This is a genomic window from Okibacterium fritillariae, from assembly GCF_052783725.1.
In genome coordinates this window covers 1,706,211-1,727,415 of the sequence record NZ_CP199917.1, presented here as the reverse complement: position 1 = coordinate 1,727,415, position 21,205 = coordinate 1,706,211, and the positions used below count along the sequence as shown (strand labels likewise).

Genomic DNA, 21,205 nt, shown 5'->3' with positions numbered 1-21,205 from the left:
GTCGAACGACTGGAGGGGCTTCTTCGTATGCTCGCGGCGAGGTAGAGACCGCGCCTAGTTGAAGGGGAAGAAGAGCAGCAGCGGGTCGATGGCCACGGCCAGGAACAGCAACGTGAGGTAGCTGATCGAACCGTGGAAGACGCGCATGGGCGACACCTTCTCGCCGCGGATGGCCCGGTTGTAGAGGCGGTGGGTCTCGTAGATGAACCAACCGCCGGCCACGAGCGCCGTCGCCGTGTAGATGAGGCCCATGTGTGCGACGGGCGTCAGCAGCAGCGAGCAGGCCACAGTGGCCCACGCGTAGAGGATGACCTGGAGACCGACCTGGGCGCGGCCGCGCACGACGGCCAGCATGGGGACGCCGACGGCCTTGTAGTCCTCGCGGTACTTCATCGAGAGGGGCCAGTAGTGCGGCGGGGTCCACAGGAAGACGACGCCGAAGAGGATGAACGGTGCCCACGTGAGGTCTCCCGTGACGGCAGCCCATCCGATCAGCACCGGGAAGCAGCCCGCGATGCCGCCCCAGATGATGTTCTGCTGCGTGCGGCGCTTGAGCCACAGCGTGTAGACGAACACATAGAAGAGAATGGCGGCGACGGACAGCGCGGCGGCCACGAGGTTGGTCGTGAGCGCGAGCCAGACGGTCGACAGCACGCCCAGAGCCCACGCGAAGACATATGCCTCTCGCGGGGTGAGCACACCCGTGACGAGCGGACGGTTCTTGGTGCGGTTCATCACCTTGTCGATATCGCGGTCGATGTAGCAGTTGAATGCTGCAGCCGATCCGGCGCTCATGGCGCCGCCGATCACTGTCGCGACGATCAGCCAGAAATTGGGCAGACCGTTCTGGGCGAGGATCATAACCGGGATGGTGGTGACGAGCAGCAGCTCCATCACCCGGGGTTTCGTCAGGGCGACGTAGCCTTTGAGCTTCGTTCGGAAGTCGATGGGTCTCTGGCCGACCTGGGGCTCTACGGCAACGTCCATTGCTCCTCTAACCGGTGGAAATCTGTTACTGATTCTAGGTCATCCGGCGCGGGGCACAAATTGTAGACCCGTTGCGCCCGGGGCGAAATCACCCGCAACGTTCCCGAAATGTGGCAGGCATCCTCGCTATGCTTGACACGCTCGCCAACCAATACGTGCGCGGCTGCATGCCCGCAAGACGTGTTCGGCTGTGCCGTGCCGTCACTCTGCCAACGATGCCAGCGCGTGCGTGTTATCTCCTCCGGATCGGCCTGGGTTAGGGTCATCCGCAACTCAAGAAGGGTCAATAAGACTGTGGCAGCTCTGCAATGGGATTCCATCGACAACAAGGCGGTCGACACCGTCCGAGTGCTGGCGGCAGACGCCGTCGAGAAGGTGGGCAACGGCCACCCCGGCACCGCGATGAGCCTCGCCCCCGCGGCATACCTTCTCTTCCAGAAGGTCATGAAGCAAGACCCGACCGATACTCACTGGCTCGGGCGTGACCGCTTCATCCTCTCGGTCGGGCACAGCTCCCTGACCCAGTACATCCAGCTCTACCTGGGCGGCTACGGCCTCGAGCTCGACGACCTCAAGGCGCTTCGCACCTGGGGTTCGCTCACGCCGGGCCACCCCGAATACGGTCACACCAAGGGCGTCGAGATCACCACGGGCCCCCTCGGCCAGGGACTCGCTTCCGCCGTCGGTTTCGCTTACGCCGCTCGCTACGAGCGCGGTCTGTTCGACCCCGAGACCCCCGCCGGTGAGAGCCCGTTCGACCACAACATCTACGTCATCGCCGGCGACGGCGACCTGCAGGAAGGCGTCACGAGCGAGGCATCCTCGCTCGCCGGCCACCAGCAGCTAGGCAACCTGATCGCCATCTACGACTCCAACCAGATCTCGATCGAAGACGACACCAACATCGCCTTCACCGAAGACGTCAAGGCTCGCTACGAGGCCTACGGCTGGCACGTGCAGACGGTCGACTGGAAGAAGACCGGCGAATACGTCGAAGACGTGCACGAGCTGCACGACGCCATCGAGGCCGCGAAGGGCGAGACCGACCGTCCGTCGCTCATCGTGCTGCGCACCATCATCGGATGGCCGTCGCCGAAGAAGCAGAACACGGGCAAAATCCACGGCTCCGCCCTCGGTGCCGACGAGCTGCGCGGTGTGAAGGAAGTCCTCGGCTTCGACCCCGAGCAGACCTTCGAGGTGGCCGACGAGGTCATCGAGCGCACGCGTTCGCTGCAGGAGCGCGGCGCAGCCGACCACCAGGAGTGGAACAAGAAGTTCGACGCCTGGGCCGAGAAGAACCCCGAGAAGAAGCAGCTGCTCGACCGTGTGCTCTCGGGTGAACTGCCCGACGGTCTCGTCGAGGCCCTCCCGGTCTTCGAGCCCGGCAAAGATGTCTCGACCCGCGCCGCCTCCGGCAAGGTGCTCAACGCCATCGCGCCGCTCATGCCCGAGCTGTGGGGTGGATCGGCCGACCTCGCCGAGTCGAACAACACCACGATCGAGTCCGGCGCGTCGTTCATCCCGTCCGAGCACTCGACCCACGAGTGGACCGGTAACGAGTACGGCCGCGTGCTGCACTTCGGCATCCGCGAGCACGCCATGGGAGCCATCCTCAACGGCATCGTGCTGCACGGCCCGACGCGCGCCTTCGGTGGAACCTTCCTCATCTTCAGCGACTACATGCGCCCCGCGGTCCGCCTCGGCGCGCTCATGAACGTGCCGTCCATCTTCGTGTGGACCCACGACTCGGTCGCCCTCGGTGAAGACGGCCCCACGCACCAGCCGATCGAGCAGATCGCCTCGCTGCGCGCCATCCCCAACCTCGCCGTGGTCCGCCCCGGTGACGCTAACGAGGTCGGCTACGCCTGGCTCGAGATCCTGCGTCGCCAGGAAGGCCCCGCCGGTATCGCCCTCACGCGCCAGAACATCGCCGTGTTCGAGCGTGGCGAAGACGAAGCATCCGGTGACACCTTCGCCTCGGCGAAGCACGTCGCCAAGGGTGCCTACATCCTGGCCGAGGCCCCGAACGGCACGCCCGACGTGATCCTCATCGCCACCGGTTCCGAGCTGCAGCTCGCCGTCCAGGCGCGCGAAGACCTGGCCGCCGAGGGCATCAACGCCCGCGTCGTCTCGGCTCCCGCGCTCGAATGGTTCGCCGAGCAGAGCGACGAATACCGCGAGAAGGTGCTGCCCAAGGCCGTCACCGCCCGCGTGTCGGTCGAAGCCGGGCTGTCGCTCGGCTGGCGCGAGATCGTGGGCGACCGCGGCCGCTCCGTCTCGATCGAGCACTTCGGTGCATCCGCCGACTGGAAGACCCTCTTTCGCGAGTTCGGTATGACCCGCGAAGCCGTCGTCCAGGCCGCCAAAGACTCGCTCGGCGACAACTGATCGCTCCCACGATCAGACCACCGAGCAACAAGGAGAACAGAAGAAAATGACTGAAACCAACACCGCACAGCTGTCCGCCGCCGGCGTCAGCATCTGGCTCGACGACCTGTCGCGCGAGCGCATCAAGTCCGAAGGCCTGCAGAAGCTGATCGCCGAGCGCAACGTCGTCGGCGTGACCACCAACCCCACGATCTTCGCCTCGGCGCTGTCCAAGGGTGAGGCCTACGACGAGCAGGTCCGCGAACTCGCCGCCGCGGGTAAAGACGTGACCGCCGCCGTGTTCGAGATCACCACCGACGACGTGGCCAACGCATCCGACATCTTCCGCCCCGTCTACGACGCCTCCAAGGGCTTCGACGGCCGCGTGTCGATCGAGGTCGAGCCGGGCCTCGCCCACGACGCCGCCGGAACGATCTCCGAGGCCAAGGCACTCTGGGCCAAGGTCGACCGCCCCAACGCCATGATCAAGATCCCCGCGACGATCGAGGGCCTCGAAGCCATCACGGCCGTCATCGCAGAGGGCATCAGCGTCAACGTCACGCTCATCTTCTCGCTCGAGCGTTACCGCGAGGTCATCAACGCCTACCTGACCGGTCTCGAGAAGGCCAAGGAGGCCGGCCGCGACCTGTCGACCATCCACTCCGTCGCCTCGTTCTTCGTGTCGCGCGTCGACACCGAGATCGACAAGCGCCTCGACGCCATCGGTTCCGACGAGGCCCTGTCGCTCAAGAGCAAGGCCGGCGTCGCCAACGCGCAGCTCGCCTACGAGGTCTTCGAGCAGAGCTTCGACTCCGAGCGCGCCCAGGTGCTGCTGCAGGCCGGCGCGAACAAGCAGCGCCCCCTGTGGGCCTCGACGGGTGTCAAGAGCCCCGAGCTGCCCGACACGCTCTACGTGACGCAGCTCGTCGCCCCGGGCGTCGTCAACACCATGCCCGAGAAGACGCTCGAGGCCACGTTCGACCACGCCGAGGTCACGGGTGACACCATCACCGGTTCCTACGACGAGGCCAACTCCATCCTCGACCGCCTGTCGGCCGTCGGCGTCTCCTACGACGAGGTCACCGCGCTGCTCGAGAAGGAGGGCGTCGAGAAGTTCATCGTCTCCTGGAACGAGCTGCTCGACACCGTCACCGCCGCTCTGGAGGCCGCCAAGTGAGTTTCAAGATCCATGTGACCGGCGCAGCCGAAGAGGCGGTGCAGAAGGTCGTCCCGACCCTCGTCGACGACCTCGTGGCCTCCGGTATCACGGCTCAGAACCCGAGCCTGTGGGGCGCGGACGCCGAGTCCGAAGCATCCAAGCGCCTCGGCTGGGTCGAAGCGGTCAGCATCTCTCGACCGCTCGTCCCCCAGATCGAAGAGCTGCGTGCAACCCTCACGGCGCGTGGTGTCAACCACATCGTCCTGGGCGGCATGGGCGGCTCCTCGCTGGCCCCCGAGGTCATCACCAAGACGATGGATGTCGAGCTCACCGTGCTCGACTCCACCGCCCCCGGCCAGGTGCTGTCCGCCCTGAACGACCGCCTCGAGACCAGCGCCCTCGTGGTGTCCTCGAAGTCCGGTTCGACGGTCGAGACCGACAGCCAGCGCCGTGCCTACGAGTACGCCTTCACCGAGGCCGGCATCGACCCGCGTGAGCGCATCATCGTCGTCACCGACCCGGGCTCGCCGCTCGACGCGTCGGCTCGTGAGGCCGGCTACACGGTCTTCAACGCCGACCCCAACGTCGGCGGCCGTTACTCCGCGCTCACCGCCTTCGGTCTCGTCCCCTCGGGTCTCGCCGGCGTGAACCTCAACGAGCTGCTCGACGAAGCGGAGTCGGCCCTCGTCGACATCGCCATCGACGATGCCCACAACCCGGCGCTCATCCTGGCCGCCGCGATCGCGGGCACCTCGCCCCGCCGCGACAAGCTCGGCATCGTGTCCGACGGAACACACATCGTCGGATTCGCCGACTGGGCCGAACAGCTCATCGCCGAGTCCACGGGCAAGCAGGGCACCGGCATTCTGCCCGTCGTGCTCGAACCCCTGTCGACCGAAATCACGGCGGGCTACCCCGACGTGCAGATCGTTCGCCTCGTCGACGACGCCGACCAGCACCACCTGCTGAAGCACGACCGTCACCACGGTGAAATCCTCGTGTCGGGCACGCTCGGCGCCCAGATGATGGTGTGGGAGTACGCGACCGCGATCGCCGGCCGACTGCTCGGGATCAACCCGTTCGACCAGCCCGACGTCGAGTCGGCCAAGGTCGCGACGCGCGGTCTGCTCGACGCCCGCCCCGAAGCGACGGCCCCGGCCTTCGTCGACGGCGGCATCGAAGTGCGCGGCACCTCGAACGTGGTCGCGGGCGCCTCGAGCGTCTCGGCCGTGGTCGACGCGCTGCTCGCCGAGGTCGGACCCGACGGTTACGTGGCCATCCAGGCCTACGTCAACCGCCTGGCCCTCCCCCAGCTCGACGGCATCCGCGACCTGCTCGCGGCGCGCGCCGGACGCCCCGTGACCTTCGGATGGGGACCTCGGTTCCTGCACTCCACCGGTCAGTACCACAAGGGTGGCCCCGCCGCCGGCGTGTTCCTGCAGATCACCGAGGTCTCGAACGTCGACCTCGAGATTCCGGAACGTCCGTTCACCTTCGGCCAGCTCATCCAGGCTCAGGCCGCCGGTGACGCCAGCGTGCTCGCCGAGCACGGCCGTCCAGTCGTCACCCTCACGCTCACCGATGCGCAGGCGGATGTCGAAAAACTCTTCGAATCCCTGAACGCTTCCGAGCGTTAGGCACACAAGGAGCAGTATGTCCCCGGTGGAAATCACCCCGGAGTTCAACCCGCTGCGGTTGCCCTCCGACCGCCGTCTCAACCGGATTGCCGGGCCCAGCGGCCTGATCATCTTCGGTGTGACCGGCGACCTTTCCCGCAAGAAACTCATGCCGGCGGTCTACGACCTGGCGAACCGGGGGCTCTTGCCCCCCGGTTTCGCCCTGGTCGGGTTCGCTCGGCGTGACTGGGAAGACCAGGACTTCATGGAGGTCGTCCACGACGCCGTGAAGCAGCACGCCCGCACCGAGTACCGCGAAGAGGTCTGGGCGCAGCTCGCCCAGGGCATCCGCTTCGTTCCGGGCGAGTTCGGCGACGAAGAGGCGTTCGAGAAGCTCAAGGAGACCATCCACGAGCTCGACCGCGAGCGGGGCACGATGGGCAACCACGCGTTCTACCTCTCGATTCCGCCCAAGGCGTTCCCGCTGGTGACCGAGCAGCTGCGCCGCTCGGGCCTGGCCGAACCCGCCGAGGGCGAGTGGCGCCGCGTCGTCATCGAAAAGCCCTTCGGTAGCGACCTCAAGACGGCTCGCGAGCTTAACGCCGTCGTCGAGTCGGTCTTCCCGGCCGACTCGGTGTTCCGCATCGACCACTACCTCGGCAAGGAGACTGTCCAGAACATCCTGGCCCTGCGCTTCGCCAACGAGATGTACGAGCCGATTTGGAACGCCAACTACGTCGACCACGTGCAGATCACCATGGCCGAGGACATCGGCGTGGGTGGCCGTGCCGGTTACTACGACGGCATCGGCGCAGCCCGCGATGTCATCCAGAACCACTTGCTGCAGCTTCTCGCGCTGACCGCCATGGAGGAGCCCATCTCCTTCGACGCGGCCGACCTGCGCGCCGAGAAAGAGAAGGTGCTCGCGGCGGTTCGTCTGCCCGAAGACCTCTCCACCTCGACCGCCCGCGGCCAGTATGCCGGCGGATGGCAGGGTGGCGAAGAAGTTCTCGGATTCCTGGACGAAGACGGGATGAACCCCGAATCGACTACCGAGACCTACGCAGCCATGCGACTCGACATCAACACGCGTCGCTGGGCCGGCGTGCCCTTCTACCTGCGTGCGGGTAAGCGTCTCGGCCGCCGCGTGACCGAGATCGCCGTGGTCTTCAAGCGTGCGCCGCAGTACCTGTTCGAGAAGAGCCAGACGTCCGAGCTCGGTGAGAACGCACTCGTGATCCGCGTTCAGCCCGATGAGGGCGTCACCATCCGGTTCGGCTCGAAGGTTCCGGGTGCAGCCATGCAGGTGCGCGATGTGACCATGGACTTCGGTTACGGCCACGCGTTCACCGAGGCGAGCCCCGAGGCTTACGAGCGCTTGATCCTCGACGTGCTCCTCGGCGACCCGCCCCTGTTCCCCCGCCACGAAGAGGTCGAACTCTCGTGGAAGATCCTCGACCCGATCGAGGAGTTCTGGGCGAAGCAGGGCGGCAAGCTCGAGCAGTACCAGCCGGGCACCTGGGGCCCCGCCGGTGCCGATGAATTGATGGCCCGCGACGGCCGAACCTGGAGGCGTCCATGATCGTCGATCTTCCCGACACGACCACGAGCAAGATCACCAAGAAGCTCGTCACCATTCGCGACGAGGGCGGCGCCGTCGCCCTCGGACGCGTGCTCACCCTCGTGATCGCGGCCGAGTTCGGCACCGAAGAGGTAGCGATCGAGGCAGCCAACGACGCGTCACGCGAGCACCCCATGCGCGTGATCGTGCTGGCCAAGGAGCCCGAGGAGGCCGCGGGATCGTCCGCGACCGCCACGGCCGCCAAGACGGCTCGCCTCGACGCACAGATCCGAGTCGGCGGCGACGCCGGCGCGAGTGAGGTCATCATCCTGCGGGCCTACGGCGAAGCGGGCAATAACGAGGAGAGCCTGATCACCGGCCTCCTTCTGCCCGACGCGCCCGTCGTGGCCTGGTGGCCGGGCAAGGCTCCCGAAGTGGCTTCCACGTCACCCCTCGGCCGCATTGCCCAGCGCCGCATCACGGATGCCTCGGCTCAGGAGGACCCGCACGAAGCTCTGCTGCACCTGGCGCGCACCTATGCGCCCGGTGACACCGACTTCGCGTGGACGCGTCTGACGCTGTGGCGGGCCCAGCTCGCTGCCGTGCTCGACCAGCCGCCGTACGAGCCCGTGCTCGACGCTCAGGTATCGGGCGCCGCCGACTCGCCGTCGACGGTTCTCCTCGCCGCGTGGTTGAAGCTCCAGCTGAAGGTCGACGTGAAGCACGAGTTGACCTCGCGCGGAGCCGGTTCCTCCGGCATCCATGGCGTGCGTTTGACGCGGGCTTCGGGCGACATCGACCTCGAGCGTCCCGTGGCGAACGTGGCGACGCTCGTGCAGCCGAACCAGCCGACGCACGATCTCGCCCTACCACGTCGCAGCCTGCGCGATTGCCTAGCCGAGGAATTGCGTAGACTCGATCCTGACGATTTGTACGGCGACGTGCTCACAACTGGTCTCGGTCAGCTCGACGAGGCGGAATTGCCCACGAAAGGCTCAAACTAGATGACCAACGATCGACGTGTGCTGGTTCACCCAGACAACACCGCTCTCTTCGGATCGGTAGCTGCCCGGTTCATAACCAAAACCGTCGACCTGTTGGACGACTTGGGTACCGCGAACATCGTCCTCACCGGAGGTCGCGCCGGAACCGGCGTGATGAGCGCCATCAACGAGTCCAGCGCACGCGACAGCGTCGACTGGTCTCGGGTGCACTTCTGGTGGGGCGATGAGCGCTTCGTGCCGGCTGGACACGAGGATCGGAACGATGTCGGGGCGCGAGCCGCCCTGCTCGACCATATCCCCGTGCCCGCCGAGAACATCCACCCGTTCCCGGCATCCGATGAGGTCGCCGATCTCGACGAGGCCGTGGCCGTCTACACGGCCGAACTCGCGAAGTTCGCGATGGATGGCAATGAGGTTCCCCGCTTCGACATCACGTTCCTGGGCGTCGGGCCCGACGGGCACATCGCCTCGCTCTTCCCCGACCGCCCCGAGGTGGCGGTGAAAGACGTTCCCGTGGTGGCCGTGCGCGACGCGCCGAAGCCCCCTCCCCTGCGTCTCAGCCTCACGCGTCCGGTGCTCAACGGCTCCGACCGCATCTGGCTGGTTCTCTCGGGCGCCGACAAGGCGGCGGCACTGGGTCTCGGAATGGCGGGCGCGAGCTTCCACGAGGTCCCCGTGGCCGGAATCAAGGGTCGCAAGCGCACGGTCTTCTTCGTCGATCAGGATGCCGCGGCCGAAGTGCCCGAGTCGCTCATCTCGCCGTCGTACTAGGCGCGCCTCACCGAACTACTGAATCGCCTCCTCGCCACAGTGCGGGGAGGCGATTTTGTGTGAGTGCGAGGTGAGCGGACTCAGCCGTAGGGAACCAGGCTCTGCAGCACGCCACTGGTTCCGGCGCTCCTACCGCCGTTAGCGTTGCCGTCGATGATGGGGTTGACGATCACCATGCACGCTGCCGGGCGACGTCGGTGGCGAGCAGTGCGCCGCGATCGAAACGGTAGCGCAGGTGGGCGGGCAGACATACAGAGAGGGCCGGGAACGTATATTCCCGGCCCTCTCTGTAGGACGAACTGTGTGAGCGGCTACTTCTTCGCCGAGGCGAGCGTTCCGCGACGGGCGCGGAGCTGCTGAAGAGCCTCTTCGAGTAGCTGCTCGGCTTCTTCCTCGGTGCGACGTTCCTTCACATAAGCGAGGTGCGTCTTGTAGGGCTCGAGCTTCGACAGCGCCGGCGGGTTTGCACGGTCGCGACCGGCGGGAAGACCGGATGCCGGGCAGTCGATCGTTTCGGGGATTTCCTCGTCGGGGAGGTTCGCCGCGAAGTGGCGAACCGTCTCGTTGCCGAGTGCATCCCAATAGGACACCGCCACGCGCTCGGCGTGGAATCCGTGGTCTTGCTCCCCCATGGGGCCTGCGCCAACACGGGATCCCCGGATTGCGCTTCCTCCTGCAGCCATGTGCCTATCTCCTTCTGTCTGACTCGGCGATCAAACGCCGGACTGGAACTTGGTGATCAAACCCAACGCCACGATGGTGGCGAACCACACCAGGCCCAGGATGACCGTGATGCGGTTGAGGTTTCGTTCGGCGACACCGGAGGACCCGAGGTTCGACGACATACCCCCACCGAACATGTCGGAGAGTCCGCCTCCTCGCCCCTTGTGCAAGAGGATGAGGAACGTGAGCAGGAGGCTCGTGATGCCGAGCACAACCAGCAGTACTACCTGAAGAATTTCCACGGGGGCCTTTCATACGGCGGAACCGGAATTCCGGCGACCGTCGTCAATTATAGCGGGAGAAGCGCGTCAAACCTCGAAACGTCACACACCAACATGTTTCTGGTAGCGCACGATGCTCGAGAACTCGTTCAAGTCGAGGCTGGCGCCGCCGACGAGAGCGCCGTCGACGTTGGGCTCACGCATGAAACCGGCGATGTTGTTGGCCTTGACCGAACCGCCGTAGAGGATGCGCGTCTTCTGGGCGACATCGTCGCCCAGCGTCTCGCGGATGACCTCGCGCAGTGCCGCGGCGACGTTCTCCGCCTGCTCGGGTGTGGCGGCCTGGCCGGAGCCGATGGCCCAGACGGGTTCGTAGGCGACGACGATATCGGCGGTCGACGAGATCTTCGAGAGAGCGACCTTGAGCTGGGCCACGGGCACGGCACTCGGGCCGTGCTTCTCGAGGTCGTCGCTCGTCTCCCCCACGCAGATCACGGGGACGACATTCTGCGCGACGGCCGCAGCGACCTTGCCGGCGATCTGCTCGTCGGTCTCGTTGTGCAGCGTGCGCCGCTCGGAGTGCCCCACGACCACGTAGCCGCACTCGAGAGCGCGCAGGAACGCTGCGGAGATCTCACCGGTGTAGGCGCCGGACTCGTGCTCCGAGACATCCTGAGCGCCATAGGCGATGGGGAGCTTGTCGGCCGCAACCAGCGTCTGCACCGAACGGATGTCGGTGAAGGGCGGGAACACGGCGACCTCGACGGTGCTCGGGTCGTGCTTGGCGTCGGAGAGGCTCCACGCCAGCTTCTGCACGAACGCGATGGCCTGCAGGTGGTCGAGGTTGAGCTTCCAGTTGCCCGCGATGAGCGGGGTGCGGGTGTTTACCATCCGAGTACCTCCAGGCCGGGGAGACGCTTGCCTTCGAGGAATTCGAGGCTCGCTCCGCCTCCCGTCGAAATGTGACCGAACTGGTCGTCAGTGAATCCGAGCGCGCGAACCGCGGCAGCCGAGTCGCCACCACCGACGACGCTGAGGCCATCGGTTTCGGTGAGCGCCTGGGCGATCGCCTTCGTGCCAGCTGCAAAGGGAGTGAGCTCGAACACGCCCATGGGCCCGTTCCAGAACACGGTCTTCGAATCGCGGATGATGGCGGCGAACGCCTCCGACGTGTCGGGCCCGATATCGAGACCCAGCCCGGACGCACCGAACGGGGTGTCCTCGATGGCGTCGACGCTGCGGGTGACGTGTTCGGCGGTCTCGTCGAACTTCGCTGCAACGACCACGTCGGCCGGCAGCACGATCTTGACGCCGCGCTTCTCGGCTTCGGCCAGGTAGCCGCGAACCGTGTCGAGCTGGTCCTCTTCGAGAAGGCTGGAGCCGACGTTGTGGCCCTGTGCCTTCAGGAAGGTGAACAGCATGCCGCCACCGACGAGGAGGTTGTCCACGCGCGGGAGCAGGTGGCCGATGACGCCGAGTTTGTCGGAGACCTTCGAGCCGCCGAGCACGACCGTGTAGGGGCGCTCGGGCTTCTCGGTGAGCTTGTCGAGCACCTCGAGCTCGGTGGCGATGAGCGTGCCTGCCGCGCTCGGCAGGAGTTCTGCGAGCTCGTAGACGCTGGCTTGCTTGCGGTGCACGACGCCGAAGCCGTCGGACACGAAGGCATCGCCAAACTCGGCGAGCTGTGCCGCGAAGGCACGACGCTCGTCGGCGTCCTTACTCGTCTCCCCCGGGTTGAACCGCAGGTTCTCCAGCAGCACGACGTTGCCGTCGGTCAGCTGTTCGACGGCCTCGCGGGCGCTGTCGCCCACGGTGTCGTTGGCGAAGGTGACGGGGCTGCCGAGCAGCTCCGAGAGGCGCTGGGCAACGGGCGCGAGCGAGAATTTCGCCTCGGGGGCACCGTCGGGACGACCGAGGTGCGAGATGACGATGACGCGGGCGCCCTGGTTGATCAGAACGTTGAGGGTCTCCAGAGACGCGCGAACGCGTCCGTCGTCGGTGATGACCCCATCCTTGAGAGGAACATTGAGGTCACACCGAACGACGACGCGTTTGCCCGCCACCGAACCCAGGGATTCGAGTGTGCGAAGAGACATATTTAGAGGCGATCCGCCACGTACTCGGTCAGGTCGACGAGACGGTTGGAGTAGCCCCACTCGTTGTCGTACCAGGCCGACAGCTTGACCTGGTCGCCCAGGACGCGCAGCAGACCGGAGTCGAAGATGGCCGAGTGCGGGTCGGTCGTGATGTCGCTCGACACGATCTCGTCTTCGGTGTACTTCAGGATGCCCTTGAGGGGACCCTCGGCGGCTTCCTTGTAGGCAGCCCTGACCTCGTCGAGCGTGACGGGGCGCGAGGACGTGACCGTGAGGTCGGTGATGGAGCCGGTGGGAACCGGAACGCGCAGCGCGAAGCCGTCGAGCTTGCCCTTCAGCTCAGGCAGCACGAGGCCGATGGCCTTGGCGGCGCCGGTGGAGGTCGGAACGATGTTGATCGCGGCGGCACGGGCGCGACGCAGGTCGCTGTGCGGGCCATCCTGCAGGTTCTGGTCTGCGGTGTAGGCGTGCACGGTGGTCATGAGGCCACGCTCGATGCCGAACTTGTCATTGAACACCTTGGCGAGCGGCGCAAGGCAGTTCGTGGTGCAGGACGCGTTCGAGATGATGTGGTGGTTGGCGGGGTCGTAGTCCTGCTCGTTGACGCCCATGACGAAGGTTGCGTCTTCGTCGGTGGCGGGAGCGGAAATGAGGACCTTCTTGGCGCCGGCCTCGATGTGCTTGCGGGCGTCGGACGCCTTGGTGAAACGGCCGGTCGACTCGATCACGATGTCGACGCCCAGGTCACCCCAGCCGAGGTTGGCGGGGTCGCGCTCGGCGAGAACCTTGATGGGCTTGCCGTTGACGATGATGTTGTCACCCTCGAGCTCGACGGTTGCGTCGAGACGGCCGGTGATGGAGTCGTACTTGAGAAGGTGGGCCAGCGCCTTGTTGTCGGTGAGGTCGTTGACGGCAACGATCTCGAGGTCGCTGCCCTTGGCGAGGGCTGCGCGGAAGTAGTTACGGCCGATGCGGCCGAACCCGTTGATACCGATCTTTACGGACAAGGATCACTCCTGTTGCTGGGGCGCGTGACGCGCATTTATGGGGGTTACTCGAACGAACGTCGAGTGGGGGTGATGGATGCCTCGGCGACTGTTCGCCGAGGCATCCACGCCTGCTATGACAGTACCAGCAGGCCTTCGGTCTTCGTGCGGGCCGCGTCGAAGCGTGCCTGAACATTGGACCAATCGACGATGTTCCAGAACGCCTTCACGTAGTCGGCGCGGACGTTCTTGTAGTCGAGGTAGTAGGCGTGCTCCCAGACGTCGAGGAGCAGGACCGGAACGGTGCCGACCGGGAAGTTCGACTGCTGGTCGAAGAACTGGCTAATGATGAGGCGCTGGCCGATCGAGTCCCAGAGGAGGGCAGCCCAGCCGGACCCCTGCACGCCGAGTGCGGCGGCGGTGAAGTGCGCCTGGAACTTGTCGAACGAGCCGAAGTGGTCGTCGATCGCACTGGCCAACTCGCCGACGGGCTTGTCGCCACCGTTCGGGGACATGTTGGTCCAGAAGACGGAGTGGTTGACGTGGCCGCCGAGGTTGAAGGCCAAGTCCTTCTCCAGCTTGTTGATGTTGGCGAGATTGCCCGAATCGCGGGCCTCGGCCAGCTGCTGGATGGCGGTGTTGGCGCCGGTGACGTAGGTCTGGTGGTGCTTGGAGTGGTGCAGCTCCATGATCTGGCCGCTGATGGCGGGCGCGAGTGCGCCGTAGTCATAGGACAGCTCGGGAAGTGTGTATTCTGCCATTTCTTCTCTCCTATCGTGTCCGCTCCCGCGTTTCTGCGGTTCTGCGGGTGTGCCCGACCCCGTGCTGGCGACGCCGAACGACGTCATTTGCTCGGTTTCGGGAGACTTCCAGTCTATCTACGGGAACACAGCCCGCTCTCGGAAACTTCCCGGATTGACAGGTCTGTCACACCTCGTCTAGGTCGGACGGGAGGTTGGCGTCGGTGCCCGGGATGCCCAGGTCGGAGGCCTTCTTGTCGGCCATGGCGAGCAGGCGGCGGATGCGGCCGGCGATGGCGTCTTTCGTCATGACGGGGTCGGCGTGGTGGCCCAGTTCGTCGAGACTGGCCTCGCGGTGGCTGAGGCGCAGCTCACCGGCGTAGCGCAGATGCTCGGGCATTTCGTCGGCGAGGATCTCCATGGCGCGTTCGACGCGTGAGCATGCGGCGACGGCCGCTTGGGCGGAGCGACGCAGGTTGGCGTCGTCGAAGTTGACCAGACGGTTGGCCGTGGCACGCACCTCGCGGCGTTGGCGCAGCTCGTCCCAGGCCTGCACGGTGCCGACGGCACCCATGGCGATCAGCATCGCCGAGATCGCTTCGCCGTCGCGGATGACGACGCGGTGAACGCCACGGACTTCGCGCGCCTTGGCGGAGATGCCGAGGCGGCCAGCGGCACCGACGAGGGCCATCGCGGTTTCGTTGCCCGGGCAGATGACCTCGATGGCTGCGGAGCGACCGGGGTCGGTCAGAGTGCCGGCGGCGAGGAAGGCCCCGCGCCAGATGGCAGCGAGGTCTTCGCGCGAACCGGTGGTGAGCTTGTTGGGGAGGCCGCGGACGGGGCGACGGCGCGCGTCGAGCAGGCCGGTCTGGCGGGCGAGGGTTTCTCCGCCGTCCATGACGCGCACGAGGTAGTAGTCGGTGCGGCGTGAGCCGGAGGCGGGAATGAGCGACACTTCGCTGCGCACACCGTAGACCTCGGCCAGATCGCGGCGCACACGGCGGGCGAGGTGCGGTGAGTCGAGTTCGGATTCGAGGGCGATGCGTCCCGAGATCACATGCAGGCCACCGCTGAAGCGGAGCAATGAGGTGAGTTCGGCGGCTCGGGCGGCCGCGCGCGTTTCGTGGATGCGTGTCAGCTCTTCTTTGACCTCAGCGCTCAGTGCCAGTCGTGATGCCATTGTTGTTCGTCGTCTTTCGTTTGTGGTGCGGAGCCTCGGGTCGCGGCTATTCGCGCCCGAGGTCTCGATGTTTGGTGGTGACGTCGACGCCCGGGATTTCGCGGATCTTTTCGGCGAGCCGTTCGGTGATCGCTACGGAGCGGTGTTTGCCGCCGGTGCACCCGATGGCGAAGGTCGCGTGGCGCTTGTTCTCACGCTGGTATCCGGCGAGAACGGGCGCGAGGGCCGCGGCGTAGGCGTCGATGAATTCTTCCGCACCATCCTGGGAGAGTACGTAGTCGCTGACGCTCTGATCGAGACCGGTGTGCGATCGCAATTCTGGCACCCAGAACGGGTTGGGGAGGAATCGAGCGTCGGCAACGGTGTCGGCGTCGGTCGGAATGCCGTATTTGAAACCGAAGCTCATGACCGTCAGCTGAACGCCGGGTCTGCCCGCTTCGGCGAACATATCGGCGATGATGTTCGCCAGTTGGTGGATGTTGAGCTCGGACGTGTCGATCACGACATCGCTCGATTCGCGGATGGTCGCGAGCCGTGATCGCTCGAGTGTGACCCCGTCGAGGATGGTGCCGCGGCCTTGAAGCGGGTGCGGTCGGCGGACCGCTTCGAATCGGCGGACGAGCGCGGCATCGGTGGAGTCGAGGAAGACGACGCGCACCTGAGTGCCTTCGCGCAGCGTTTGGATCATCGAGCGCAGGTCGGTGAAGAAGTCACGGCCCCGCACGTCGACGACCGCGGCGATCTTGGGCAGCGCACCCTCGGCACGTTCGGCGAGGTCGACGAGGGGACGGAGCATCTGCGGGGGCAGGTTGTCGACGACATACCAGCCGTGGTCTTCGAGCGCGTTCGCGACCGTGGATCGCCCGGCCCCCGACATCCCGGTGACGATGAGGACTTCCTGCTGGGGCGTTGTTTCATCCGTGCTCATGCGTGGCGCTCTCGATTCGTGTCGATCGTCGTTCGGTCAAGCCTATCGACTGTGGAGACGCTCGTGGATGGTCGCCGACAACTGGGGTCCGACACCCTTCACCTCGGCGATCTCTTCGGGCGTGGCGACTTTGAGCCGGGCCACCGACCCGAAGTGCTTGAGCAGCACCTTGATGCGGCTGGGGCCGAGACCCGGGATGTCGTTGAGAACCGAGCCGATGTCTTTCTTGCGTTTTGCACGCTGGTAGCTGATGGCGAACCGGTGGGCCTCGTCACGGATGCGCTGGATGAGGAATAGGGCTTCGCTGTTGCGGGGCAAGATGACGGGGTAGTCGCTATCCGGCAACCACACTTCTTCGAGCCGCTTCGCGATGCCGGCGAGCTGGATGTCGGTGCGGCCCGATTCTTCGAGTGCGCGGCGTGCGGCTTGCACCTGGGGCACACCGCCGTCGACGATCAGCAGCTGAGGCGGGTAGGCGAATTTCTTCGGCTTGGTGACCTGCTCGAGGGGGTCGACCTCGGTCGCGCTCTCCGCTTCGTCTTCTCGGAGGTAGGCGAGGCGGCGCGTGAGGACTTGGTAGATGGACTCCGTGTCGTCGGTCGAGTCGGCGATGCTGAACCGGCGGTATTGATCTTTGCGCGGCAGCCCGTCTTCGAACACGACCATGGAGGCGACGATGTTGGTGCCGCCGAGGTGGGACACGTCGTAGCACTCCATGCGCAGGGGGGCTTCCTCCATGCCGAGGGCTTCCTGGATGTCGGACATTGCCTGTGACCGGGCAACGAAGTCGGCGCTGCGTCTGGTCTTGTAGAGCATCTGCGCGTTCTTGGCGTTCATCTGCGCGGTCTGCATGAGCGCGGCCTTTTCGCCGCGCTGGGCTGTTTTCAGGCGCACGGATCCCTTGCCGCGGCGGGCGGTGAGCCACGCTTCGAGTTCGGTCGTGTCGTCGGGCAGCTCGGGAACGATGATCTCTTTGGGCACATCGGTGCCGCTGGCGGCGTCATACACCCGCTGCAGGATGGCTTCGACGAGGTCGCTCTCGTCGAGGTCGAGCTCTTTGTCGACGGTCCAGGAGCGGACACCGCGGATGCGCCCGCCACGCACGACGAATTGCTGCACGGCGGCGGTGAGTTCGTCGTGTTCGATGCCGAAGAGGTCCGCATCGACGTTATCGGAGAGGACGACGGCGCTCTTGGCGAGGACGGCTTCGAGGGCGAGCAGTCGGTCGCGGTATTTCGCCGCGGCCTCATAGTCTTGGGCGGCGGCCGCCTCTTTCATCTTGCGGGTCGCCTCGGTGACGAAACGGCGGTCGTTGCCGGTCATGAAGCTGACGAAGTCGTCGACCATGGCGCGATGCTCGGCGATGGTGACCTTGCCCGAGCACGGCCCGCCGCATCGACCGATCTGCCCCGGGAAGCAGGGGCGGCCCGTTTGCATGGCCAGTTTGTAGCTCGAGTCGCTGCATGTGCGGATGGGGAACGCTTTGATCATCAGATCGATGGTGTCGTGCACGGCCCAGATCTTCGGGTAGGGACCGAAGTACTTCGCGCCCCGGATCTTGGGGTTGCGGGTGACGAGCACGCGGGGTGCTTCGTCGGCCAGCGTGATCGCCATGAACGGGTAGGTCTTGTCGTCGCGGAATTTGACGTTGAACGGCGGGTCGAATTCTTTGATCCACGTGTATTCGAGTTGAAGGGCCTCGATATCGCTGCCGACGACCGTCCAGTCCACCCCGCTGGCGCTCGTGACCATGCGCCGCGTGCGCTCGTGCAGCGAATGCAGGGGCGCGAAGTAGTTGCTCAGGCGCGCGCGAAGGTTCTTGGCCTTGCCGACATACAGCACCCGCCCGGCGTCGTTCTTGAAACGATAGACGCCGGGCTGGGTGGGGATCTCTCCCGCTTTGGGGCGGTAGCTGAGGGGATCTGCCACCGCTAACCGGCCTTGCGCGTCTCGGCCCGGTCGGCGTCGAAGATCTCTTTGAGGAACATGCCGGTGTGGCTCTCGCTCACCGTGGCGATCTTCTCGGGCGTGCCCGTGGCGAGCACGCGACCGCCTCCGGAACCACCTTCGGGGCCGAGATCGATGATCCAGTCGGCCGACTTGATGACGTCGAGATTGTGCTCGATCACCACGACCGTGTTGCCCTTGTCGACGAGGCTGTTGAGCACGAGCAGCAGCTTGCGCACGTCTTCGAAGTGCAGACCGGTGGTCGGTTCGTCGAGCACGTAGATGCTGCGCCCGTTGGTGCGACGCTGCAGCTCGGTCGCCAGCTTGACGCGCTGGGCCTCTCCACCCGACAGCGTGGTGGCGCTCTGCCCGAGGCGCACGTATCCGAGACCGACGTCGACGAGGGTCTTGAGGAATCGGTGGATGGCGCTGATCGGCTCGAAGAAGTCCGCTGCTTCGGCGATCGGCATGTCGAGCACCTCGGCGATGTTCTTGCCCTTGTAGTGCACCGTGAGGGTGTCGCGGTTGTAGCGCGCTCCCCCGCAGACCTCGCACGCGACGTAGACGTCGGGCAGGAAGTTCATCTCGATCTTGATGGTGCCGTCACCGGAGCACGCCTCGCAGCGCCCGCCCTTGACGTTGAAGCTGAAGCGACCGGGCAGGTAGCCGCGAGCCTTGGCCTCATTTGTCTCAGAGAACAGCGTGCGGATGCGATCGAACACGCCCGTGTAGGTGGCGGGGTTGGAGCGCGGGGTGCGGCCGATGGGCGCCTGGTCGACGTGAATGACCTTGTCGAGATGTTCGAGGCCCGTGACGCGGGTGTGCTTGCCCGGCACCTTGCGGGCGCCGTTGAGCTTGTTCGCCAGCACGCGGTAGAGGATGTCGTTGACGAGCGTCGACTTGCCCGAACCGCTGACGCCCGTGACGGCCGTGAACGTGCCAAGCGGGAAGTCGGCCGACACCTTCTGAAGGTTGTTGGCCGACGCGCCCACAACGGAGATCTGGCGGTCTTTGTCGCGCGGTCGCCGCTTGGCCGGCGTTTCGATGGCCTTGCGCCCCGACAGGTAGTCGCCCGTCAGCGATTCGGTGTTCTCGAGCAACTTCTCGTAGGAACCCGAGTGCACGACCTTGCCGCCGCCCACGCCGGCGCCCGGCCCGATGTCGACGACCCAGTCAGCGGTGCGAATGGTGTCTTCGTCGTGCTCGACAACGATGAGCGTGTTGCCGAGGTCGCGCAGCGTGATGAGCGTCTCGATGAGGCGGCGGTTGTCGCGCTGGTGCAGGCCGATGCTGGGCTCGTCCAGGACGTAGAGCACTCCCGTGAGCCCTGATCCGATCTGCGTGGCCAAGCGGATGCGTTGCGCCTCACCACCGGACAGCGAACCGGCCGCGCGGGCGAGGTTGAGGTAGTTGAGGCCCACCTGAATGAGGAAGTCGAGGCGCAGCTTGATCTCGCGCAGCACCTGCGCGGCGATCTTGGCCTCGCGACTGGAGAGTTCGAGCTCGTTCATGAAGGCGCGGGCGTCGGTGAGGCTGAGCTCCGACACGTCGGCGATGTTGCGCTCGTTGACGAGCACGGCCAGAACCTCGGGCTTCAGGCGCTTGCCCTCGCACACCTGGCACGGAACCTCGCGCAGGTATTCAGACCACCGCGCACGCTGCGCATCGGTCTCGGCCTGCAGGTATTGGCGCTCGATGTAGGGCATCACGCCCTCGAAGCCGGAGGTGTAGCTCATCTCCCGGCCGAAGCGGTTGCGCCACTTGACCTTGACCTTGAAGTCGTTGCCGCGCATGACGGCCTCGCGCACCTCTTCGGGCAGCTTCTTCCACGGCGTTTTGAGCGAGAAGTCGAGGTCGCGCGCGAGACCCTCGAGCAGCTTGTCGTAGTACTGGTAGAGCCCCTTGCCCTGGCTAGTCCACGGCAGGATGACTCCCCCGGCGATGCTGAGGTCTTCGTCGCCCAGCAGCAGCTCGGCGTCGACCGACATGCGCGTGCCGAGGCCCGTACACTCGGGGCAGGCGCCGAAGGGCGCGTTGAACGAGAAGGTGCGTGGCTCGATCTCGGTGAGCTGGATGGGGTGGTTGTTGGGGCAGGACAGCTTTTCGGAGAAGCTGCGCACGGATGCGGGCCCCTCGGAGTCGACGAAGTCGATGTTGACGAGACCGTCGGTCAGGCCGAGAGCCGTTTCGAGCGAGTCGGTCAGGCGCCCGAGGATATCGGGGCCGGCGACGAGACGGTCGACGACCACCTGGATGTCGTGCTTGTATTGCTTTTTCAACGTGGGAGGCTCGTTGAGCTGGATCTGCTCGCCGTCGACGATGGCGCGCGAGTAGCCGCTGGCGGCCAGCTCTTTGAAGAGGTCGACGAACTCGCCCTTCTTCTGCGAGACGACGGGGCTGAGGATCATGTAGCGCGTGCCGGCCTCGAGCTCCATCATCTGGTCGGCGATCTGCTGCACGGTCTGCTTCTGGATGGGCTCGCCGCACACGGGGCAGTGCGGGATGCCGATGCGCGCCCACAGGAGGCGCATGTAGTCGTACACCTCGGTGATCGTGCCGACGGTCGACCGCGGGTTGCGGTTGGTGGACTTCTGGTCGATCGAGACCGCGGGGCTCAGGCCCTCGATGAAGTCGACATCGGGCCGATCGACCTGGCCGAGGAACTGGCGCGCATAGGCCGAGAGCGACTCGACGTAGCGGCGCTGACCTTCGGCGAAGATGGTGTCGAACGCGAGCGACGACTTACCTGATCCGCTCAGGCCGGTGAAGACGACGAGCGAGTCACGCGGGATGTCGATGTCGACGTTTTGGAGGTTGTGCACCCGCGCTCCGCGGACGCTCAGCTTTGCGGTGGAATCTACCTGAGAAATTGGCACTCCTTGATAGTACGGTGAACCACTGACAGTGGTGTTCGGGATG

General features: G+C 65.7%; 17 protein-coding genes. 6 read left to right on the top strand and 11 right to left on the bottom strand.

Going from position 1 to position 21,205, the window contains the following annotated elements; all coding sequences use genetic code 11:
- Positions 1-54: 54 nt before the first annotated feature.
- Positions 55-987, bottom strand: a complete 933-nt coding sequence (locus ACUWEX_RS08030; RefSeq protein WP_445995891.1) for a heme o synthase — start codon at positions 985-987, stop codon at positions 55-57.
- A 294-nt stretch (positions 988-1,281) separates the two neighbouring features.
- On the opposite strand from ACUWEX_RS08030, the gene tkt reads away from it, so the two are divergent.
- The 6 genes from tkt to pgl are packed head-to-tail and all read left to right on the top strand — an operon-like array spanning position 1,282 to position 9,465.
- On the top strand, positions 1,282-3,375 hold the full coding sequence (tkt, locus tag ACUWEX_RS08025) for a transketolase (protein ID WP_445995890.1): 2,094 nt from the start codon (positions 1,282-1,284) through the stop codon (positions 3,373-3,375).
- A gap of 46 nt (positions 3,376-3,421) precedes the next feature.
- Complete coding sequence (tal, locus tag ACUWEX_RS08020) at positions 3,422-4,531, top strand: transaldolase (RefSeq protein ID WP_079727602.1); 1,110 nt, start codon at positions 3,422-3,424, stop codon at positions 4,529-4,531.
- Positions 4,528-6,150, top strand: a complete 1,623-nt coding sequence (locus ACUWEX_RS08015) for a glucose-6-phosphate isomerase (RefSeq protein ID WP_079727601.1) — start codon at positions 4,528-4,530, stop codon at positions 6,148-6,150. Before tal ends, ACUWEX_RS08015 begins: the two co-directional genes overlap by 4 nt.
- A gap of 16 nt (positions 6,151-6,166) precedes the next feature.
- The gene (gene zwf / locus ACUWEX_RS08010) at positions 6,167-7,711 is read left to right on the top strand and encodes a glucose-6-phosphate dehydrogenase (protein WP_445995889.1); all 1,545 of its coding nucleotides are present in this window, start codon (positions 6,167-6,169) and stop codon (positions 7,709-7,711) included.
- Entirely contained in the window at positions 7,708-8,694 is a 987-nt protein-coding gene (locus ACUWEX_RS08005) for a glucose-6-phosphate dehydrogenase assembly protein OpcA (protein ID WP_079727599.1), read from the top strand. Before zwf ends, ACUWEX_RS08005 begins: the two co-directional genes overlap by 4 nt.
- Entirely contained in the window at positions 8,695-9,465 is a 771-nt protein-coding gene (gene pgl, locus ACUWEX_RS08000) for a 6-phosphogluconolactonase (RefSeq protein ID WP_079727598.1), read from the top strand.
- 311 nt (positions 9,466-9,776) lie between these two features.
- Here the strand turns inward: pgl and ACUWEX_RS07995 are convergent, their stop codons facing one another.
- The 10 genes from ACUWEX_RS07995 to uvrA form a co-directional block, all read right to left on the bottom strand.
- Entirely contained in the window at positions 9,777-10,148 is a 372-nt protein-coding gene (locus ACUWEX_RS07995) for an RNA polymerase-binding protein RbpA (RefSeq protein WP_077053188.1), read from the bottom strand.
- A 30-nt stretch (positions 10,149-10,178) separates the two neighbouring features.
- Positions 10,179-10,430, bottom strand: coding sequence for a preprotein translocase subunit SecG (gene secG / locus ACUWEX_RS07990; RefSeq protein WP_077053189.1), 252 nt, complete (start codon positions 10,428-10,430; stop codon positions 10,179-10,181).
- A gap of 81 nt (positions 10,431-10,511) precedes the next feature.
- A complete protein-coding gene (gene tpiA, locus ACUWEX_RS07985) occupies positions 10,512-11,300 on the bottom strand; it encodes a triose-phosphate isomerase (protein ID WP_445995888.1) in 789 nt (262 codons plus the stop codon).
- Positions 11,294-12,505, bottom strand: a complete 1,212-nt coding sequence (locus tag ACUWEX_RS07980) for a phosphoglycerate kinase (RefSeq protein WP_445995887.1) — start codon at positions 12,503-12,505, stop codon at positions 11,294-11,296. The genes tpiA and ACUWEX_RS07980 overlap by 7 nt, the downstream gene beginning before the upstream one ends.
- A gap of 2 nt (positions 12,506-12,507) precedes the next feature.
- Positions 12,508-13,512: a type I glyceraldehyde-3-phosphate dehydrogenase gene (gene gap / locus ACUWEX_RS07975; RefSeq protein ID WP_445995886.1), complete on the bottom strand. Its 1,005-nt coding sequence runs from the start codon at positions 13,510-13,512 to the stop codon at positions 12,508-12,510.
- 113 nt (positions 13,513-13,625) lie between these two features.
- The gene (locus ACUWEX_RS07970) at positions 13,626-14,252 is read right to left on the bottom strand and encodes a superoxide dismutase (RefSeq protein ID WP_079727594.1); all 627 of its coding nucleotides are present in this window, start codon (positions 14,250-14,252) and stop codon (positions 13,626-13,628) included.
- Between the two features lie 166 nt (positions 14,253-14,418).
- Positions 14,419-15,411: a DNA-binding protein WhiA gene (gene whiA / locus ACUWEX_RS07965; protein ID WP_407668739.1), complete on the bottom strand. Its 993-nt coding sequence runs from the start codon at positions 15,409-15,411 to the stop codon at positions 14,419-14,421.
- 46 nt (positions 15,412-15,457) lie between these two features.
- Positions 15,458-16,339 carry an RNase adapter RapZ gene (gene rapZ, locus ACUWEX_RS07960; RefSeq protein ID WP_079727593.1) on the bottom strand — a complete coding sequence of 294 codons (882 nt, stop codon included), beginning with the start codon at positions 16,337-16,339 and terminating at the stop codon, positions 15,458-15,460.
- Between the two features lie 42 nt (positions 16,340-16,381).
- Positions 16,382-18,268, bottom strand: a complete 1,887-nt coding sequence (uvrC, locus tag ACUWEX_RS07955) for an excinuclease ABC subunit UvrC (RefSeq protein WP_079727592.1) — start codon at positions 18,266-18,268, stop codon at positions 16,382-16,384.
- A gap of 2 nt (positions 18,269-18,270) precedes the next feature.
- The gene (gene uvrA / locus ACUWEX_RS07950) at positions 18,271-21,162 is read right to left on the bottom strand and encodes an excinuclease ABC subunit UvrA (protein ID WP_079727591.1); all 2,892 of its coding nucleotides are present in this window, start codon (positions 21,160-21,162) and stop codon (positions 18,271-18,273) included.
- Positions 21,163-21,205 lie beyond the last annotated feature (43 nt).